This is a genomic window from Pseudomonas sp. B21-009 (assembly GCF_024749345.1).
Classification (GTDB): domain Bacteria; phylum Pseudomonadota; class Gammaproteobacteria; order Pseudomonadales; family Pseudomonadaceae; genus Aquipseudomonas.
The window spans coordinates 2,534,366-2,554,840 of sequence record NZ_CP087199.1; the positions used below are offsets into that span (position 1 = coordinate 2,534,366).

Sequence of the window (20,475 nt, forward strand, 5' to 3'; positions counted from 1 at the left end):
ACATTCAGCGACGACGGAACAGCGGTTGCGGTTCGTCAGTGGCGGCCTGGTAGGTCACCGAGAAGTCCTGCAGGCTCTTCAGCGCTTCGACCGGGTCCTTGTCGGCACGCAGGGCAAAAGCATCGAAGCCGCAACGCTTCATGTAGAACAACTGGTCGCGCAGCACGTCGCCAATGGCGCGCAGCTCGCCGGTGAACTTGTAGCGGTCACGCAGCAGGCGCGCGTTGGAGTAGTTGCGCCCGTCGGTGAAGGCCGGGAAGTTCAGGGCAATGACCTGGAACTGGTTGGCCACTTCGCCGATTTCTTCGGCTTCTTCGTCGGCGTCCAGCCAGACGCCCAGGCCGCCGTCGCGGGCCTTGAGCATATGGCCGTGTTCACGCCACAGCTGCAGCGGCACGATGTAGTCGTCGCAGTTGGTCACTTCGTCGATGTTGAAATCCTTGGGCAGCAGGTGCCAGGTTTCGTCGACGATCTGGTTGTTCTTAATGATTCGCTGCATAGACGCGTTCCTTGAATGGGTCGATGCCAATACGTTGGTAGGTGTCGATGAAGCGCTCGTCTTCGGTGCGTTTTTCAACGTAGACGTCGATCAGCTTCTCGATCACATCCGGCATGTCGTCCTGGGCAAAGGAAGGGCCGAGGATCTTGCCCAGGCTGGCGTCGCGGCTGGCGCTGCCACCCAGGGAGACCTGGTAGAACTCTTCGCCTTTCTTGTCCACCCCGAGGATGCCGATATGGCCGACGTGGTGGTGACCACAGGCGTTCATGCAGCCGGAGATGTTCAGGTCCAGTTCGCCGATGTCGAACAGGTAGTCGAGGTCGTCGAAACGGCGCTGGATGGACTCGGCGATCGGGATCGACTTGGCGTTGGCCAGCGAGCAGAAGTCACCGCCCGGGCAGCAGATGATGTCGGTTAGCAGGCCGATGTTCGGCGTGGCCAAGCCGTTTTCGCGCAGCTCCAGCCACAGGGCATGCAACTGGCTCTGCTCGACGTCGGCAAGAATGATGTTCTGCTCGTGGGAGGTGCGCAGCTGGCCGAAGCTGTAGCGCTCGGCCAGGTCGGCCACGCTATCCAGTTGCTTGTCGGTGAGGTCGCCGGGGGCGACGCCGGTAGGCTTGAGCGACAGGGTCACGGCGACGTAGCCAGGGCGCTTGTGCGCCAGCACGTTGCGCGCGCGCCAGCGGGCAAAGCCCGGGTGCTGCTGTTCGAGCTCGCTGAAGTCGAGGTTGTCCAGCGCCTTGTAGTCCGGGTCGACAAAGTGCTTGGCCACGCGGTGCACTTCGGCTTCTGTCAGGGTGGTGCTGCCGCCGCGCAGGTGGGCCATTTCGGCCTCGACCTTCTCGGCGAACACTTCAGGGGTGAGCGCCTTGACCAGGATCTTGATCCGCGCCTTGTACTTGTTGTCGCGACGGCCGTAGCGGTTGTACACCCGCAGGATCGCGTCCAGGTAACTGAGCAGGTCCTGCCAGGGCAGGAACTCGTTGATGAAGGCGCCGACCACCGGGGTACGGCCCAGGCCGCCACCGACCAGTACGCGAAAGCCCAGCTCGCCGGCTGCGTTGTACACAGGCTCCAGGCCGATATCGTGCACTTCGATGGCCGCGCGGTCGCTGCTCGAGCCGTTGATGGCGATCTTGAACTTGCGCGGCAGGTAGGCGAATTCTGGGTGGAAGGTGGTCCACTGGCGGACGATCTCGCACCAGGGGCGCGGGTCGATCACTTCATCGGCAGCGACACCGGCGAACTGGTCGGTGGTGACGTTGCGCAGGCAGTTGCCGCTGGTCTGGATCGCGTGCATCTGCACGGTGGCAAGCTCGGCCAGAATCTCGGGGATGTCTTCCAGGGCTGGCCAGTTGTACTGCACGTTCTGCCGGGTGCTGATGTGGGCGTAGCCCTTGTCGTAGTCGCGCGCGATCTTCGCCAGCATCCGTGTCTGGCGCGAGGTCAGCTGGCCATAAGGCACGGCGACCCGCAACATCGGGGCAAAACGTTGGATATAGAGGCCATTTTGCAGGCGCAGGGGGCGGAACTCTTCTTCGCTCAGTTCACCGGCCAGGTAGCGGCTGGTCTGATCCCGGAACTGCTTGACGCGGTCCTCGATGATCCGCTGATCGTACTCGTCGTATACGTACATAGGGGTCCTGTTCTCAAGCTGCTTGCAGCTAATCGCGCGCACGGCCGCGCACTCCGATGCGGAGCCGAGGAAAGATAGCAGTTTGCGTTTATGCGCAAAAGTGAAGTTTTTGCATATGAAAAGAACCATTTGGACTAAGTGAGACTGACTGGCATTTGTCCAATGTGCCACTACGGACGGTTATAATTGGCGGTTTGAATAGCGGGAGCGTCAACGCATGCTCAAGGCCTTGTGCCAAAGCCTTTGCCTGAGCCTGCCACTGGTGGCCGGCGCGCAGGCGGCTTCAGTGGTGTTTCTCAATCCGGGCTATTCCAACGAGACTTTTTGGGTCAGTTATTCGCGTTTCATGCAGGCTGCCGCCGACGATCTTGGCCTGCAGTTGCGTATCCAGTACAGCGAGCGCCGGCCGGAGCTGGCGCTGACCCAGGCCCGTGAAGTGCTCGAAGGCCGCCAGCGTCCCGATTACCTGGTGCTGGTGAACGAGCAGTACATTGCTCCGGAGATCATCCGCCTGTCCCGCGACAGCGGGGTAAAGCTGTTCCTGGTCAATAACGGCCTGACACCGAATCAGGTCGAGCTGATTGCCAGCCACCCGGACAAATACCCGCCCTTGCTCGCCACCCTGGTCGGCAATGACGAGCAGGCCGGCTACCAGATGCTCAAAACCCTGATTGCCCTGCGTGCCCGCCCGGGGGTGACCCGGCCGCTGGAGCTGCTGGCGTTTTCCGGGCTCAAGACCACCCCGGCCTCGCAGTTGCGCGAGCAGGGCATGCGCCGCGCCCTGGCCGAGCACCCCGAGGTACGCCTGCGCCAGGTGGTGTATGGCGGCTGGGGCCGCGAGCGTGCCTACGAACAGGCCCGCCAGCTGTTACAGCGCTACCCGAAGGTCGAGCTGGTGTGGTCGGCCAACGACGAAATGGCCTTTGGCGCCATGCAGGCGCTGGAGGAAGCTGGGCGCGTGCCGGGCAAGGATGTGCTGCTGAGCGCCGTCAACAGCTCGCCGGCGGCGTTGCAGGCGCGCATCGACGGGCGCCTGAGCGTGCTCATGGGCGGACACTTTTCCCTCGGCGGCTGGGCCATGGTGTTACTGCACGATGATGCGCTGAAACTGCCAATCGACCGAGATGGCCGGCGCGATTACCAGGTGCCGGTGCTGCAGATGATCGACCCGCAACGGGCCCGGCGCTGGCTGAACCTGCAGGATCAAGCCGACTACGGCCTGGATTTCAACCGTTTCAGCGCTCAGGGCCATGCGCCGGATTACCGCTACCCGTTTCTCAACGCCCCGGTCGAATATTGAAATACCCCTGCTTGAGCAATGGCCATTGCTGAACTTAACTGCTACGGGTGACATGCATTCCCATAAACACTACAAGAGGCGATGCAATGGGAAATTCGACCAAAGCGGGTAAGCCTGACAGCAGTGTCGATGCCTGGGCGATACTCTGTCTGATCATCCTCGTGGTAGTGACCGCCGTGTACTGGGTCAGCCACCAGTGACATCACCCGATGGGTAACAGTGAACCGCCCGCAGAATGGACATCTGCGGGCGGACTGCATTTCAGCGGGCGGTCAGGTGCATGGCCAGTTGCACCAGCCCGATCAACACCAGAATGAACAGCAAAGTGAACACGGTGCCCAGCGCAATGAAGTGGCTGGCCTTGCCGTGGTTGAAGTCGCGGGCGCGGTTCTTGCCGCTTTGCACCCCGAAGGCCGCTGCCAGGATGCTTTGCAGCATCTGCCAGAAGGTCGGGGGTTTGCCTTGGGCGGGTTCGTCCATGAGGGGCTCCTGGTTAAAAGGCATCCCCTCTCAGTGTAGACGGAAGCTGCAAGCTATGAGCCTCAAGCTACAAGAGGCTGATGCGCCTTCTTGCAGCTTGTAGCTTGAAGCTTGCAGCTTCAGTTGTCATAACCAAGGTTAGGCGCCAGCCAGCGCTCGCTCACGCTCAGCTCCTGGCCTTTGCGCGCGGTGTAGCTCTGCACCTGGTCCTTGTCGACCTTGCCGACGGCAAAGTACTGCGCCTGCGGGTGGGCGAAATACCAGCCGCTGACCGCCGCCGCCGGGAACATGGCGAAGTGCTCGGTGAGGAACACGCCGCTGGGCCCGGTTTCGCCGATGGCGGTGCCGTCGAGCAGGCGGAACAGGGTTTCCTTCTCGGTGTGGTCCGGGCAGGCCGGGTAGCCCGGGGCAGGGCGGATACCCGAGTACTGCTCCTTGATCAGCGCCTCGTTGTCCAGGTGCTCGTCCTTGGCGTAACCCCAGTAGTCTTTGCGCACCTGTTCGTGCAGCCACTCGGCGCAGGCTTCGGCCAGGCGGTCGGCGAGGGCCTTGACCATGATCGAGTTGTAGTCGTCGCCCTTGTCCTGGTACGCCTTGGCCACTTCCTCGGCGCCGATGCCGGCGGTGGTGATGAAACCGCCGACGTAATCGGTGATGCCGGTGTCTTTAGGTGCGACGAAGTCGGCCAGGGAGAAGTTCGGCTTGTTGTCCGGCTTGATGGTCTGCTGGCGCAGGTGGTGCAGCTGCGCCAGTGGCTGACCATCGGCGCCATAGACTTCGATGTCGTCATGGTTGACCTGGTTGGCCGGCCAGAAACCGAACACCGCGCGGGCGCTGATCAGCTTTTCGTCGATCAGCTTGGCGAGCATTTCCTGGGCATCCTTGAACAGCGCGGTCGCGGCTTCGCCGACCACTTCGTCGGTGAGGATGCGCGGGTACTTGCCGGCCAGGTCCCAGGAGATGAAGAACGGCGTCCAGTCGATGTACTCGGCCAGTACCTTGAGGTCGATGTTCTCCAGTACCTTGACGCCGGTGAAGCTCGGCACCACCGGCTGGTAACCGGCCCAGTCATACTTGGGCTTGGCGGCGATCGACTGCTCGTAGCTCAGGCGCTCGGTGCGGGCGCTGCGGTTGGCGGTGCGCTCGCGCACTTCGATGTAGTCCAGGCGGGTCCTCTCGACAAAGCCGGGCTTGAGTTCCTTAGACAGCAACTGGGTGGCGACGCCCACCGCGCGTGAGGCGTCGGTGACGTAGATCACCGCGTCGTTGCTGTACTTGGGCTCGATCTTCACCGCCGTGTGGGCCTTCGAGGTGGTCGCGCCGCCGATCATCAGCGGCAGGTGGAAGTCCTGGCGCTGCATTTCGCGGGCAACATGGACCATCTCGTCCAGCGACGGGGTGATCAAGCCGGACAGGCCGATGATGTCGCATTTTTGCTCGCGGGCGGTCTGCAGGATCTTCTCGGCCGGGACCATGACGCCGAGGTCGACGATGTCATAGCCGTTGCAACCGAGCACCACGCCGACGATGTTCTTGCCGATGTCGTGCACGTCGCCCTTGACCGTGGCCATGAGGATCTTGCCCTTGGCTTCGGGCTTGTCGCCTTTTTCCAGTTCAATGAAGGGAATCAGGTGCGCTACCGCCTGCTTCATTACCCGCGCCGACTTGACCACCTGGGGCAGGAACATCTTGCCGGCGCCGAACAGGTCGCCGACCACGTTCATGCCGCTCATCAGCGGGCCTTCGATCACCTCGATCGGGCGCGCGCATTGCTGGCGGCACTCTTCGGTGTCTTCCACGATAAAGGCGGTGATGCCCTTGACCAGCGCATGTTCCAGGCGCTTGCCAACCGGCAGCGAGCGCCATTCCTCGTTCTCGACTTCCTTGACCGCGCCGCCGCCCTTGTAGTCGTCGGCGATCGCCAGCAGGGCGTCGGTGCCTTCCGGGGTGCGGTTGAGCACCACGTCTTCGACCCGCTCGCGCAGCGCCGGCGGGATCTCGTCGTAGATCTCCAGCTGGCCGGCGTTGACGATACCCATGGTCAGGCCGTTCTGGATCGCGTGGTAGAGGAACACCGAGTGGATCGCCTCGCGCACCGGGTTGTTGCCACGGAACGAGAACGACACGTTGGAAACACCGCCCGAGCTCAGGGCGTAGGGCAGGTGGTCGCGGATATAGGCGCAGGCTTCGATGAAGTCGACGGCGTAGTTGTTGTGCTCCTCGATGCCGGTGGCAACGGCGAAGATGTTCGGGTCGAAGATGATGTCTTCGGCCGGAAAGCCCACTTCATTGACCAGGATGTCGTAGCTGCGCTGGCAGATCTCGCGCTTGCGCGCGGCGGTGTCGGCCTGGCCGACCTCGTCGAAGGCCATCACCACCACGGCGGCGCCGTAGCGCTTGCACAGCTTGGCGTGATGCTTGAAGGCCTCGACGCCTTCCTTCATCGAGATCGAGTTGACGATGCCCTTGCCCTGGATGCACTTGAGGCCGGCTTCGATCACTTCCCACTTGGAGGAGTCGATCATGATCGGTACGCGGGAAATGTCCGGCTCACCGGCGATCAGGTTGAGGAACTTGACCATGGCCGCCTGGGAGTCGAGCATCCCTTCGTCCATGTTGATGTCGATCACCTGGGCGCCGGCCTCGACCTGCTGCAGGGCGACTTCCAGCGCTTCGGTGTAGTTCTCTTCGCGGATCAGGCGGGCGAACTTGGCGGAACCGGTGATGTTGGTGCGCTCACCGACATTGACGAACAACGAGTTGCGGTCGATGGTGAACGGCTCAAGGCCCGACAGCCGGCAGGCCTTGGGGATGTCGGGAATGGCCCGTGGCGGGTACTTGGCGACCGCCTCGGCAATCGCCTGGATATGCCCCGGGGTGGTACCGCAGCAGCCGCCGATGATGTTCAAGAAGCCGCTGGCGGCGAACTCTTCGACCACCACGGCCATTTCGGCCGGGGTTTCGTCGTACTCACCGAAGGCGTTCGGCAGGCCGGCGTTGGGGTGCGCCGAGACATGGGTGCCGGCTTTGCTCGACAGCTCTTCGAGGTAGGGGCGCAGGTCCTTGGCACCGAGGGCGCAGTTCAGGCCCACCGAGATCGGGTTGGCATGGCGCACCGAGTTCCAGAACGCTTCGGTGGTCTGCCCCGACAGGGTGCGGCCGGAAGCGTCGGTGATGGTCCCGGAGATCATGATCGGCAATTGGACGCCGTCTTCCTCGAACACCTGCTGCACGGCGAAGATCGCCGCCTTGGCGTTGAGGGTGTCGAAGATGGTCTCGATCAGGATCAGGTCGGCGCCGCCTGCGATCAGGCCACGGGTCGCCTCAAGGTAGTTTTCTACCAGCAGGTCGAAGGTGACGTTGCGATAGCCCGGGTCGTTGACGTCGGGGGAAATCGAGCAGGTGCGGCTGGTGGGGCCGAGCACGCCGGCAACGAAGCGCGGTTTGTCCGGGGTTTCGAGGGTCTTGGCATCAGCGACCTGGCGGGCGATGCGTGCGCCTTCGAGGTTAAGCTCATAGGCCAGCGACTCCATGCCGTAGTCGGCCTGGGAAATCTGCGTGGCGTTGAAGGTGTTGGTTTCGAGAATGTCGGCGCCGGCGTCCAGGTAGGCCTTCTCGATGGCGGCGATGACGTCGGGGCGCGACAGCAGCAACAGGTCGTTGTTGCCTTTGACATCGCTTGGCCAATCGGCGAAGCGCGTGCCACGATAGTCGTGTTCCTCGAGGCGGTAGCTTTGGATCATAGTACCCATGCCGCCATCGAGAATCAGGATGCGCTCTTTGAGTGCTTGCTGAAGTGCTTGGAAACGAGCGCTGCGGTCAGACATAGGACTACCTGGTCGGGCAAAAACAAAAGTTGCGGAATAATAACAAAGCTGCGCGGTTTTTAGACGTGTTGAAGATTTACATGAATTTCATTCATGTTGGCACGCCGCCAGCACCGGTAGAATCGTGAAGCTATCAATACCCAGGACATTCGGCACATGGTGCATCGCTTTCTTGCCGGCGCTTTCGCTCTGTTCATCAGCGGCGTGGCGTTGGGGCAAGCCCCTCAATCAAGCTCGGCTATTTCGTATACCCGGGACATCCAACCGATCTTCACCGAGAAATGCGTGGCCTGCCACGCCTGCAACGACGCGGCCTGCCAGCTCAACCTGGGCAGTGCCGAGGGCGCCTCGCGCGGTGCCTCCAAGGTGCCCGTGTACCAGGGCGAGCGCAGCAAGGCGGTCGCGCCGACGCGCTTGTTCTACGATGCCACCAGCACCGAAGGCTGGCAGCGCAATGGCTTTTACTCGGTGCTCGACAACCAGGGCAGCCAGGCCGCGCTGATGGCGCGCATGCTCGAGCTTGGGCACAAGACCCCGCTGACGCCCAACGCCAAGTTGCCCGAGGAGATTGTCCTGGGCCTGAACCGCAACAACATGTGCCCATTGCCCGGTGAGTTCGACGCCTATGCCGGCGCGCACCCGAAAGAGGGCATGCCGCTGGCAGTTACCGGCCTCACCGATGCCCAGTACCAGACCCTGCAGCGCTGGCTGGCGGCCGGTGCGCCGGTGGAGCACGAGCCGATCCAGCCGAGCGCCAGGGAGGCCGCGCAAATTGCCGACTGGGAAGCGTTGCTCAACCGCCCCGGTTCGACCGAAGCGCTGGTCGGGCGCTGGCTGTACGAGCACCTGTTCCTTGCCCACATCCACTTTGTTGGCGGCGAGCAGGGGCATTTCTTCCAGTGGGTACGTTCGCGCACGCCAAGCGGCCAGCCGATCGACCTGATCGCCACGCGCCGGCCCAACGACCCACCGGGCACCGACTTCTATTACCGGCTGATGCCGGTGCAGGGCGTGATTGTGCATAAAACCCACATTACCTACCCGATGGGCCCGCAGAAGCTCAAGCGCGTCAAGCAGCTGTTCTACAGCGGCGACTGGCACGCCAATGCGCTGCCTGGCTACGGCCCGCGTCACCGCGCCAACCCGTTCGAGACCTTCGAAGCGATCCCGGCGGTGGCCCGTTACCAGTTCATGCTGGATAACGCCGAGTACTTCGTGCGCACCTTCATCCGCGGCCCGGTGTGCCGAGGCCAGATTGCCACCGACGTGATCCGCGACAACTTCTGGACGCTGTTCCAGGAGCCGGCCCACGACCGTTACCTGACCGATGCCGAGTACCGTGGCCAGGCCACGCCGCTGCTGGCGATGCCCGGGCAGATCGACGACGTCGGCAGCATCCTGACCCTCTGGCATGCCTACCGCGACAAGCGCAACGAGTACGAAAAGCTGCGCCGCGAGGCCTATGCCGAAGTGCCGCCGCCGAGCTGGTCGACCCTCTGGGCCGGCAACGACAACGCGCTGCTGACCATCTTCCGTCACTTTGACAGCGCCTCGGTGAGCAAGGGCCTGATCGGCGACGTGCCAAAAACCATCTGGCTGTTCGACTACCCGCTGTTCGAACGCACCTACTACCAGCTGGCGGTCAACTTCGATGTCTATGGCAACGTCTCGCACCAGGCGCAGACGCGGCTGTACTTCGACCTGATCCGCAATGGCGCTGAGGTCAACTTCCTGCGCCTGATGCCGGCCGATGCCCGTGGCGCGATCCTCAGCGACTGGTACCAGAACGGCGGCAAGGTGAAGATGTGGATGGACTACGAGGACATCGACACCGACACCCCGAGCGCACTGAAACTCGACAAGCGCGACCCCAAGCGTGACTTCGGTCTCAAGCTGATCCAGCGCACCGGCAGCCTCAACGCCGCGCCCGACCCGATCAACCGCTGCCAGGGCGCCTATTGCTCGCGGCCGCAAATGAGCGAGGAGTTCCGTGATGTCGAGCAGTCGCTGAGCCGCCTGGTCTCGCGCCCGGCGGCGGGCCTTAAGGTGATCAATCAGTTGCCTGAAGCGACCATGCTGCGCATCGAAGGGCAGGGCGGCCAGCGCCAGGTCTACAGCCTGTTGCGCAACCGCGCGCACAGCAACGTCGCCTTCATGCTCGGCGAGGCCTACCGCTACCAGCCGGGCCTGGACACCCTGACCCTGGTGCCGGGCGTGCTCAGCAGCTACCCCAACTTCATGTTCAACGTTCCGGCCAGCGATGTGCCGGAGTTCGTCGAAGACCTGGAAGCGGCTCGCGACGACACCGCCAGGTTCGAGCGCATCGTCATGCGCTGGGGTGTGCGCCGCAGCCATCCGCAGTTCTGGCAGTACTTCCATGACCTCGACAGCTACATCAAGGAGACCGACGCGGTGGAGTCGGGGGTGCTCGACATGAACCGCTACGAGAACCTGTAGACATGACCGCCGGGAAGGTCGCCTGACCTTTCCCGGCAACCTGTGGTCCGAGCTCTCATGCGGCCCCGGTTCCGGCCGGGGCTTGAGTGGGACTTGAGACGCAGGTAACCGGATGCTGTATTCGCTTCAGGCTTTAAGGGCGCTTGCCGCCTGGGTGGTGGTTTGCCATCACTTCATGCAGATTTTCTTCGACTTCCATGCCAGTGGCCCGATTGGACAGTTCTTGACTGACCGCGGCGCCGTGGGCGTGGATGTGTTCTTCGTCATCAGCGGTCTGGTGATCTACCTCTCGACCCGCGACAAGGCCATGCCGGCCCGGCGCTTTCTGCTCAACCGGGCGCTGCGCATCGTGCCGGCCTACTGGTTCTACACCGCACTGATGGCCTTGCTGCTGGTCGCCGCCAGCCAGTGGATGCCGCACCAGGCCATCGACCTTGAGCATTTTCTGCTGTCGTTGCTGTTCATTCCGGCCGAGAACCCCGGCGGTTACGGCCAGTACCCGACCCTCAATGTCGGCTGGACCCTGAACTACGAGATGTTCTTCTACCTGCTGTTCTCGCTGGTGTTCGTGGTCCGCCAGCAACACCGGCTATTGCTGGTGGCGTTAGCATTGCTGCTGGTCAGCGAGGTGCTAACCCGCGCCGGGCTGCTCAATCACTTTTACCGCAACAATATCGTCTATGAATTTTTGCTCGGTATCGGCATCGGCGTGCTCTACCGGCGCGGCTGGATCGCCCAGGGCCTGTGGCTGCCGCTGGCGATCCTGGCAGCGGCGGGGCTGGCGATCTATCACCTGGATGCCTCGATGCGCTTGCTGCACTGGGGCGTGCCGAGCGCGTTGATTGTTTTCGCCTGCATTGCCCTGGAACCGTACTTCAAGGGCAACCGCCTGCTCAAGGCGCTGGGCGATTGCTCGTACTCGGTGTACCTGATCCACGTGCTGGTGCTGTATGCCGGCTGGTTTGCAAGCGAGCGCCTGAACCTCAGCCCGTATGCGGTATTTGCCCTGTGCGTACCGTTGATCGCCGGGCTGTCGTGGGCCAGTTATCTGCTGCTGGAAAAGCGTTTGTACCGGCGCATGAGCGCCTGGTTCGAGGCCCGGCGCGGCACGCCGGTGGCGGTAACCCTTTCCTGACAGAATTACTAGGACTTTGTTCGGCGGCCAGGTTGGCGTAAACTGCCGACAAGTCTGTGAGGAACTTCCATGAGCGCCATAACTATTACCGACGCCGCGCATGATTACCTGGCCGATCTGCTGGAAAAGCAGAACACCCCGGGTATTGGCATTCGCATTTTCATTACCCAACCGGGCACCACCTACGCTGAAACCTGCATTGCCTACTGCAAGCCGGGCGAGGAGAAGCCGGAAGACGAGGCGGTAGGTCTGAAGACCTTCACTGCCTACCTTGACGCGGTCAGCATTCCGTTTCTTGAGGATGCCGTGGTCGACTACGCTACCGACCGCATGGGCGGCCAGCTGACCATCAAGGCGCCGAACGCCAAGGTGCCGATGGTCAACGAAGACAGCCCGGTCAACGAGCGCATCAACTACTACCTGCAAACCGAGATCAACCCGGGGCTGGCCAGCCACGGCGGCCAGGTCAGCCTGATCGAAGTGGTCGAGGACGGCATCGCCGTGCTGCAGTTCGGTGGTGGTTGCCAGGGCTGCGGCCAGGCCGACGTGACCTTGAAGGAAGGCATCGAGCGGACCTTGCTCGAGCGCATTCCCGAGCTCAAGGGTGTGCGTGATGTGACTGACCACAGTCAGAAAGAAAACGCTTACTACTAAAGTCTGATCACGGGTCAAGCACGCTTCTTGTGGGAGCGGGCTTGACCCGCGATGGTTTTCAAGCCTCAAAAGTCATAACTGACACTCGCATAGTAAAACGCCCCCTGCGCCCCCTCCGGCGAGGTAATCGAATACTTCGGCACCCCATACAACTGTGGCCCATCGAGCTTGTCCGGATGGCTGTCGAACAGGTTGATCGCGCCCACCGATAATTTCAGCCCCTGGTCGAAGCTGTAGCTCAGGTCCAGGTCGGTGATCCACTGCGCGCTGAAGGTCTGGTCCAGGTCCGGGTTGCTGCTGTTCAGGCTCTGCCACTCGCCATAGCGGCGCTGGGTCAGGGTCACGCCCCAGTTCTCGTACAGCCAGTTGGCGCTCAAGGTCAGTTTGTCTTCCGGCGTGCCGTGTTCGATCAGGCCCTGGGTGGCGCGGCCGACGATCTGCTCACCGCTGATGCCGCCGACATCGCGCAGCTCGGTGATCCGCGTGCGGGTCTTGGCAAAGCCTGCGTTGAGGTTGAGCCGGCCAAACTGCTGCAAGTCCCACTGGTACTGTCCGGCCAGCTCGACGCCGTCGGTGCGGGTGTCGGCGATGTTGGTGTAGAACGCCGCGCTCTGGATGTTGGCGTAGGGCGTGCCGGCAAAGATCGGCCCGACCACGTTGCCCGGCAGCTGGTCGGAGAGGGTGATGCGGTTGTCGATATCGATGCGGTAAGCGTCGAGGGTCACTGAGGCATTGCTCAGTGGCCGCCAGACCAGCCCCAGCGACAGGTTGGTGGACTCCTCCGGCTTCAACGCCCGGCCACCCAGTAGGGCCGCCTCCGGGCTGTCGGCGCGCAGGGTGCGCTGCTGCACCTCGACCCAGTTGCCGCTGCCCGAAGGCTGCTCGACTACCTGCACACTGAACGACGAAAGGCCGCTCTGCACCAGCGACGGCGCGCGGTAGCCGGAGCTGATGCTGCCGCGCGCGGCAATCTGCGGGGTGAAGTCGTAGCGCAGCGACAGCTTGCCGTTGGTGGTGTCGCCAAAGTCCGAATAGTGCTCGGAACGCACTGCCACCCCGGCCTGGAACGTGTCGGTGATCTGCCCTTCGACATCGACATAGGCACCGAGCACCTTGCGCTCAAGCGAGGCGGCATCGACCTGGGTGATGCCGGCGTAGTAACCGGGAATGCGCCGGCCAGTGAGCGGGTCGAGGGTGTTGAACAGCGGCCCGTTCTGCCAGCCGGCCGCTTCGCCGGCACTCAGGCTGTAGTGCTCCTTGCGCCAGGCCAGGCCCGCCGACAGGGTCAGCGGCCTGGCCAGCAGGTCGGTGGGGAAGTCGCGGACCCAGTCCAGGGTCAGGTTGGTCTGCTCGTTCTCGCGCTCGCCGGTGTAGATTTTATCCGGGCTGGCGTTGCCCCAGCTGGGGTTGATGGCATTGCGATCGGTGGACTTGAGCGTGTCGTTGCCGTAGTTGGCGGCCAGGTCGAACTTGCCCAGGTGTTCGTCTTCGTAACGCAGGCCACCCGTCACGGCGTAGTCTTCGAGGTTGTAGCGGGTGATCGGCAGGCGCCCGTCCGGATAGCGCTGCAGGGCCACGCTGGCGTAGTTGTTGCGCAGGGTGGTGGGCGGGTCGAAGAAGCCTTCGGCGTCGGTGTTCTTGTGCGCGTAGGTGGCAAAGCCGTAGGCGCTCAGGCCGTCGCCGATGCCCAGCTCGCTGTTGGCCACCAGGTTGTACTGGTCCGAGACATTGCCCGAGCCCCAGTTCCAGGTGCGGTAGCGGTTGTTCTGTTCGCGCTCGCTGTTGATGTTGGTCGAGCCTGGGTAAAAGATCCGGTTGTCCGCGCGGGTGTCGCTGGCCGGGTCCTGGCTGCCGGCATCGAAACTCAGGTTGAGAAAGCCATCGTTGGGCAGCGCCAGGCCTTTCCAGCCGCTGAGCTTGCGCTGCAGGCCGTCGCCCTTGGCGTAGCCGCCGAAGCGATAGCCGAGGTTGCCACCGGCGTCGTTCTCTTTGAGCACGATGTTGATCACCCCGGCGATGGCATCCGAGCCGTACTGGGCGGCGGCGCCGTCACGCAGGATCTCCACCCGTGAGATGGCGCTCAACGGGATCAGGCTCAAGTCCACCGCCGCCGCGCCGCGGCCGTTGGCCAGGCCCTGGCGGGTGACGTTGGCGCTGCTGTGGCGGCGCTTGCCGTTGACCAGTACCAAAACCTGGTCGGAGGCCAGGCCGCGCAACGAGGCGCCCTGGGCGATGGAGCCGGCAAAGGCGCCTTGCGGCGACTGCGGGAAGCTGAACGACGGCGACAGCGCGGTGAGCGCCCCGGACAAATCCTGGGCGCCGGTTTCCTGCAACTGCTCGGCGCTGAGCACATCCACCGGGGCGGCGCTCTGCAGGGCGGTGATATCACTGCGGCGGGTGCCGACCACCACCACGGTGTCGAGCTTGCTGTCGCTGGCGCCCGGCGCCTGGGCGTAAACGCCGGGCGCGCCGAAGCCGCCGATGACCAGCGCGATGGCGCCAGCCAAGGGGGTAGGTCGGAACATGGGAACAGACTCCTGTAAGGCAGAAAGGATGCAGCGATCAGAACCGGCTGGTGACACTCAGGCCCACGGTGCGCGGGTCGCCATAGGTGATCACGTACTGGCCGGCGGTGCCGTTGGGGCGGCCGTGAACCTGGTAGCGGCGGTCGGTGAGGTTATTGACGAAACCGGTGACGCTGAGCTTTTCATCCGGGCTGAACCAGGTCAGGCGGCTGTTGGCCAGGGTGTAGTGCGCCTGGTTGAGCGGCTGGTCGGCGCTGCTCTGGCGGTCGGCCAGAAAGTACTCGCGGTCACGGAAGCTGACATCGGCACCGGCCACCAGCTTGCCGCCGACTTCCAGCGGGATGGTGTAGTCGCCGCCCAGCGACACCACGTAACGCGGCGAGCGCACGAAGCTGTTGCCGCTGTAGTCGGCGGTCACCGCGCCGGTGGTGGGGTTGGTGTTCTTGAAGTCGGTGTACTCGGTGTCGAGGAACGACAGCGCCGCGCGCAGGTGCAGGTTGTCGGTCGGCTGGCCTTCGAGCTCAAGCTCGGCGCCCTTGACCTTGCCCTTGGCGCCGTTGGTCAGCGCGGTGGTGAGGATGCCGTTGTTGACCGTCAGCAGGTTGACCTGGATGTCCTGGTAGTCGTAGTAGAACAGGTTGGCGTTGACTGTCAGGCGGTGGTCGAGCCATTCAGACTTCAGGCCCAGCTCGTAGGCGTCCAGCTCTTCTGGATCGACCGTGGTCAACTGCGCAAGGCTGGTGGATAGACCGGTGTTGAAACCGCCGGACCGAAAACCATGGGCATAACGGAAGAACACCCGCAGGTTGTCGTTGATGCGGTACTCGGGGGTCAGGTCGTAAGTCCAGGCGTCCCAGCGCTTGGCCTCTTCCTGGGAGCCGTTGCTGCCGCTGGCGGTCAGCGGGATCAGCGGGCCGTTGGCAGTGGCGCGGGTCAATTGCACCAGGTCAAGGTCGATGTCCTTTTTCTCGGTGGTCCAGCGCAGGCCACCGGTAACGGTCAGGTTGTCGCTCAGGTCGTAGGCGAGGTTGCCGAACAGCGCGTAGCTGTCGGTTTTGTGGGTGTAGCTCAGGTCACGAAAATCCACCGTGCCGCCGGTCTGGTTGGAGCCGCTGCCGTTGGGCGTAGGCCCCGGGGTGACGGTGCGCAAGGCGCTGCTGTCGAGGGTTTCGTGGAAGTAGTGGGCGCCGAGCATCCAGCGCAGGGTTTCCTGTTGCGGCGAGGCCAGGCGAAATTCCTGGGAGTACTGGTCGTAACGGTTGTCGCTGTCGGCGGCGCCGTTGACTTCATAGGGGGTGTAGTCGGCGTCGCTGAGTTGCTGGTTGCGGATGTAGTCGTAGGCGGTGATCGAGGTCAGCTTGTAGTCGCCGATGTCCCAGTTCAGGGTCAGCGAGGTGCCGTTGTGATCGAGCTTGGCATCTTCATCGACATTGAGCTCGATGCGCCGGCCTTCCGGGCGCTGGTAGCCGACGTTGTAGTAGCGCCCCAGCGTCAGCGAACCGCTGCTGCCATCGCCCTTGAACTGGCGGCCGTGGACCTTCCACAGTGCTTGAAGGTCAGGGTTGAGCCTGGCCAGGAACTGCACACGCACGGCCTTCTTGTTGACGTCGCCGTAGGTCTGGTCGTTGCTCAGGTTGTGGGTGAAGCCATCGCGCTCTTCGGAGTACAGCGACACCCTTGCTGCCAGACGCTCATCGACCAGGGCGCCGCCGATGGCGCCACTGAGGATTCGCTCGTTCTTGCTGCCAAAGCCGAGGGTGCCGAAGCCGTCGGTGTCGAAGCCCGGCTTCTTGGAGATGATGTTCACCGCGCCTGCGGTGGTGTTCTTGCCATACAGGGTGCCTTGCGGGCCGCGCAGGATCTCGATGCGCTCAAGGTCGAACAACGGGCCGCCGCCGGCCACCGGCGCATTGAGGTAGACGTCGTCGGCGTAGATGCCCACCGGGTAGACGGTGGCGGCGCCGGTGTCGCCGGTGCCCAGGCCGCGAATGTACCAGCGCGGGCGACCATCGCCGTCGGGGTTCTTCGCCGAGGCGTTGGGGATGAAGGTGGTGATATCGCCCATGGCGCGCACGCCGTCGGCGGTGATGCTGCTGCCTTGCACTGCGGTGACCGCCACCGGCACTTCCTGCAGGGTTTCTTCGCGGTGCTGGGCGGTGACCGTAACGGTTTTCAGCGCCGGTGTAGTGCTGGTGTTGTCTTCGGCCCTGAGCAGCTCCGACTGGCTGGCCAGCAGGATGCTCAGGCCGATGCCTTTGGCGATTGGGTTAAGTGTGTGCATGCTGCTGGTCTCCCCGGATGTGCAGTTGAAGGGGATAGAGCAGGGTTTGTGCCATGTTTATAACATGTTGTATTTAAAGGGTTTTATTGGGTTTTTTTAGCGGTGACTGTTAGCTATTCAGCAGGGCGGTGTGGAATGCCTGCTGCTCCAGCAGCAATCGCGAACCCTGTGGGAGCTGGCTTGCCAGCGATGGGCTGCAAAGCAGCCCCAAAAACCCTCAGGTAGCGACCCGCGAAGTAGAGCCGATCACCGCCTCCAGCACACTGAAATCAATCCACTCACGCACATCGAAACGCCGCGGTATAAAGTCCCAGCGATGGAGAAAATCGGTGAAGTCCTGCAACGCCTCGATCGAGCGGCCATCGAGGGTGGTGCGCAAGCGCCGGTGGGCGTCCTCGCCATAGGCCGCTGCCACCCAGTACTCGCTGGTGTTCAGCTCGCGGGCAAGATAGCGCCGGGTTTCATCGGCATTGGCCCAGGCCCACTGCTCGGTACGCAGCAGCACATCAACGATGCGCTTGCAGGCACCGAAGTGCTGCTCCAGCAGGTTGATGTCCACGGTCAGGGTCCGCGGCGTGCCGTTGTTGGCGCGAATCAGCGGATCGGGGTGGGAGCCGGTGTCGATCACTACCCGCAGGCCGAATTCGTGGGCCAGTTGCAGGGCCGTGGCGCCCTTTAAAAAGATCGCGTCGATATCGCCGCGCAGCAGGCCGATCAGCTCGTTGTTGCGGCGGCTGACGCGGTTGACGCCGAGGGTCACCGCCGCGCCATGCACATGAGTGACCTGTTCATCGCTGTGGGTGCCGCCGTAGGGGTAGTCGACCAGCTCGACATCGGCGACGTTCAGGCCTTCGAGCTTCAGCGCGTTCTCCAGCCCGCGCAGGGCCTGGGCGCGGGTGAAGTCGATCTGCACGTTGGCCCATTTCGGCAGGCCGAAGCGGCGGTTCTTGAGGTCGCGCACGGTGCGTACGCCGCTGTCTTCGGTGGTCAGGATCAACTGCACTTCATCGGCCCAGCTCAGGCCCAGCACGCGGGTCTGCACGCCGCTGGCGTAGGCCCAGATCGCCGGGATGTTGCCGCCGTGGCGCACCGAGTTGCGCAGGTGATGGTCGTAATGGGCTTCGCGCACTTCGCGCTCGCTCGATTCGCGCAGCGACTGGATCGAGGTGCCCAGCGGCTGGAAGGCTTCGGCCAGGCGCCCGCTTTGCACGGCGATGCCAAGGCCGGTGGGCACCGGGCTGTGGGTGTACCAGAGGGTATCGAGGGGTGTGCTCATTGTCGGTTCTAGTCCTTGTCAGGTGGCCGGTTAGCCGGCCAGTGCGGTATGCAGCCCGTCCATGGGGCGGCGGTCGATCCATTGGCGTACATCGAACGCCGTGCGGATAAAGCGCCAGCGCTGCAGGAAGGTCACGAAGTCTTGCAGGGCGGCGATGGCCTGTTCGTCGAGGGCGGTGCGCAAGCGCAGGTGCGCGTCTTCGCCGTAGGCGCGGCTGACCCAGTACTCGCTGCTGTTGGTTTCCAGCGCCAGGTAGCGGCGGGTCTGCTCTGGGTGCTGATGGGCCCAGGCTTCGGCGCGCAGGACGCTGTCGAGCACCTGGGTGGCCACCGGCAGGTACTGGTCGAGCAGTGCCTGGTCGACCGTCAGGGTGCGCGGCGTGCCGTTGTTGCTGCGCATCAGCGGGTCGGGGTGGGCGCCGATGTCCAGTAATGTGCGCAGACCGAAATCATGGGCCTGCTGCACGGCGCTGGCGCCCTTGAGAAAGATCGCATCGACTTCGCCGCGCAGCAGGCCGATCAGCTCCAGGTTGCGCGCCTCGTCACTGCTGGCCACGCTGCTGCCGGCAACAACGCGCAGCGGGCTGTCACTGAAACCGCTGTCGTAGCGGTAGTTGACCAACTGCAAGTCGCCGACCTGCAAGCCCTCGAGTTTCAGCGCGTTCTCCAGCCCGCGCAGGGCCTGGGCGCGGGTGAAGTCGATTTGCGCGCGGGCGCGGTCGGGCAGGCCGAAGCGCTTGCCGGCCAGTTGCCTGATGCTGTGAATGGCGCTGTCGGCGCGGGTCAGGATCAACTGCGCCTCATCGGCCCAGGACAGCCCGATCAGGCGCGTCTCGCGGCCCTGGGCGCGGGCCCAGATTGCTGGAATGCTGCCGCCATGACGCACTGAATGGCGCAGGCTGTGATCGAAGTGCGACTCGCGCACCGCAGCATCGTCGGCCTCGCGAATCGACTGCACCTGGGTGCCAAGCGTGTGCAGGCTGTCCTGCAGCCAGCCTTGCTGAACGGCAATGCCCAGGCCCGTGGGCACCGGGCAGCGGGTGTACCAGAGGGTATCGAGGGGTGTGCTCATGTCGGGCTCCGGTCAGGCGCTGGCAGTCAGTGGCAGGCTGGCCAGCGGCGCCTGGCGCACCAGCGGCAGCACCTCCTGGCCGATGCGCAAGGCTTCTTCCAGGTGCGGATTGCCGGCCAGGATAAAGGTCGAGAAACCGGCGTCGCGGTATTCGGCCAGGCGTTCGGCGATGTTCTCGTGGCTGCCCACCAGGCCCACGGTCGGCCCAGGCTTGGCCTTGGCAAAACCGGCCCAGAGGTTGGCGCCGATGATCAGGTCGTCGAAGCGCTGGATGTTCTGGTGATAGGCGGTTTGTCGCGCGCCACCCACCGAGTCGCTGGCGCTGGTGAAGGCCTTGGAGACGGCGCTGGGCTTGCCGTCGAGCTTGTCGAACTGGCGGCGCAGGTCGCGCCAGGCGGCTTCTTCGGTTTCACGCGCGAACAGGTCGACGCGCAGGCCGAAGCGCACCGTGCGCCCTTGCTTGTCGGCAAGCTCGCGTACCCGCTCGATGTGCGGCTTGAGCTGCTCAACTGGCTCGGCCCAGTTCAGGTACACGTCGGCGTGGCGGGCGGCGACTTCCAGCGCCGGCTCGGAGAAGCCGGAGAAGTACACCCCCGGCTTGCGTTCGTTACCCAGGTGCGGCGGCAGTGCGCCGTTTTCCAGGCGGTAGATGTCGCCGTCGTAAGAGAAGCGCTCGTTGCTCCACAAACCCTGGATGATGTCGAGGAACTCGCCGGTACGCTTGTAGCGCTGGTCGTGGTCGAGAAAGTCGCCCTGGGCGCGCTGGCTGGCCGGGTTGCCGCCGGTGATGATGTTCCAGTCCAGGCGCCCGTGGCTCAGGTGCTGGAGGATTGCCGCCTGCTGGGCGGCGTAGGCGGGCAGGGTCCAGGTGGCCTGGAAGGCGATCAGAAAGCGCAAACGGCGGGTTTCCCGGGCCAGGGCCGCGGCGGCGATCCACGGCTCGGGGCCGGTGGGCAGCAGCGCGCCTTCAAAGCCTGCAAGTTCTGCGGCCTTGGCCACCTGGGCGATGTAGTCGATGTAGGTGAAACCATCGGCGCTGCCGTCCTGCAACAGGCCGGGAGCGATATGCCCTGGGCTGCGGCTGAAACTGCCGCGGTTGTGCTTGTCGGTGCTCAGTTGCGGGCCGTCGGTGCCCAGGGGCAGACGCCAGAAGAATTCGGTGCTCATGGCTGTTCCTCGATGAAGGTAGAGACAGCGGTGCAACGCCCATGCCACGCCGCGCGGGCCCGTAATCATTGGGGGTTGGCGGCAGGGGTGTTGCCAGGGCAGCAACCGGTCAGCAGTGGCTGCGGCGGTTGCAGCACCACAGCATTGCTGGCAAGCCCGCTCCCACA

Annotated in this window: 13 protein-coding genes; 4 read left to right on the forward strand and 9 right to left on the reverse strand. The window is 63.8% G+C overall.

Features of this window, described 5'->3' with window-relative positions; all coding sequences use genetic code 11:
* Positions 1-4: 4 nt before the first annotated feature.
* Both LOY34_RS11745 and LOY34_RS11750 read right to left on the reverse strand, forming a co-directional pair.
* The gene (locus LOY34_RS11745; RefSeq protein ID WP_045198582.1) at positions 5-499 is read right to left on the reverse strand and encodes a DUF934 domain-containing protein; all 495 of its coding nucleotides are present in this window, start codon (positions 497-499) and stop codon (positions 5-7) included.
* Complete coding sequence (locus LOY34_RS11750) at positions 483-2,135, reverse strand: nitrite/sulfite reductase (protein WP_093383634.1); 1,653 nt, start codon at positions 2,133-2,135, stop codon at positions 483-485. Before LOY34_RS11750 ends, LOY34_RS11745 begins: the two co-directional genes overlap by 17 nt.
* Positions 2,136-2,352: 217 nt before the next feature.
* On the opposite strand from LOY34_RS11750, the gene LOY34_RS11755 reads away from it, so the two are divergent.
* Entirely contained in the window at positions 2,353-3,435 is a 1,083-nt protein-coding gene (locus LOY34_RS11755) for an ABC transporter substrate-binding protein (RefSeq protein WP_045198586.1), read from the forward strand.
* Between the two features lie 261 nt (positions 3,436-3,696).
* Here the strand turns inward: LOY34_RS11755 and LOY34_RS11760 are convergent, their stop codons facing one another.
* Both LOY34_RS11760 and metH read right to left on the reverse strand, forming a co-directional pair.
* Positions 3,697-3,915, reverse strand: a complete 219-nt coding sequence (locus LOY34_RS11760) for a DUF2970 domain-containing protein (RefSeq protein WP_010223692.1) — start codon at positions 3,913-3,915, stop codon at positions 3,697-3,699.
* A gap of 119 nt (positions 3,916-4,034) precedes the next feature.
* Positions 4,035-7,742, reverse strand: coding sequence for a methionine synthase (gene metH / locus LOY34_RS11765; RefSeq protein ID WP_258664854.1), 3,708 nt, complete (start codon positions 7,740-7,742; stop codon positions 4,035-4,037).
* A gap of 156 nt (positions 7,743-7,898) precedes the next feature.
* Here metH and LOY34_RS11770 point away from each other — a divergent pair, with 156 nt between their 5' ends.
* The 3 genes from LOY34_RS11770 (at position 7,899) to nfuA (ending at position 11,988) form a co-directional block, all read left to right on the forward strand.
* Positions 7,899-10,199, forward strand: coding sequence for a fatty acid cis/trans isomerase (locus tag LOY34_RS11770; protein WP_258664857.1), 2,301 nt, complete (start codon positions 7,899-7,901; stop codon positions 10,197-10,199).
* A gap of 112 nt (positions 10,200-10,311) precedes the next feature.
* Entirely contained in the window at positions 10,312-11,334 is a 1,023-nt protein-coding gene (locus LOY34_RS11775) for an acyltransferase (protein WP_093383619.1), read from the forward strand.
* A 69-nt stretch (positions 11,335-11,403) separates the two neighbouring features.
* Entirely contained in the window at positions 11,404-11,988 is a 585-nt protein-coding gene (gene nfuA / locus LOY34_RS11780) for a Fe-S biogenesis protein NfuA (protein ID WP_045198594.1), read from the forward strand.
* 65 nt (positions 11,989-12,053) lie between these two features.
* Here the strand turns inward: nfuA and LOY34_RS11785 are convergent, their stop codons facing one another.
* The 5 genes from LOY34_RS11785 to LOY34_RS11805 form a co-directional block, all read right to left on the reverse strand.
* Positions 12,054-14,513, reverse strand: a complete 2,460-nt coding sequence (locus tag LOY34_RS11785) for a TonB-dependent siderophore receptor (RefSeq protein ID WP_195883860.1) — start codon at positions 14,511-14,513, stop codon at positions 12,054-12,056.
* Positions 14,514-14,550: 37 nt separating this feature from the next.
* The gene (locus LOY34_RS11790) at positions 14,551-16,794 is read right to left on the reverse strand and encodes a TonB-dependent receptor (RefSeq protein ID WP_195883861.1); all 2,244 of its coding nucleotides are present in this window, start codon (positions 16,792-16,794) and stop codon (positions 14,551-14,553) included.
* Positions 16,795-17,011: 217 nt separating this feature from the next.
* Positions 17,012-18,070: an ABC transporter substrate-binding protein gene (locus tag LOY34_RS11795; RefSeq protein ID WP_045198597.1), complete on the reverse strand. Its 1,059-nt coding sequence runs from the start codon at positions 18,068-18,070 to the stop codon at positions 17,012-17,014.
* Between the two features lie 30 nt (positions 18,071-18,100).
* Positions 18,101-19,141, reverse strand: a complete 1,041-nt coding sequence (locus tag LOY34_RS11800) for an ABC transporter substrate-binding protein (RefSeq protein WP_195883862.1) — start codon at positions 19,139-19,141, stop codon at positions 18,101-18,103.
* Between the two features lie 12 nt (positions 19,142-19,153).
* Positions 19,154-20,308 carry an LLM class flavin-dependent oxidoreductase gene (locus tag LOY34_RS11805; protein ID WP_195883863.1) on the reverse strand — a complete coding sequence of 385 codons (1,155 nt, stop codon included), beginning with the start codon at positions 20,306-20,308 and terminating at the stop codon, positions 19,154-19,156.
* Between the last annotated feature and the right edge of the window lie 167 nt (positions 20,309-20,475).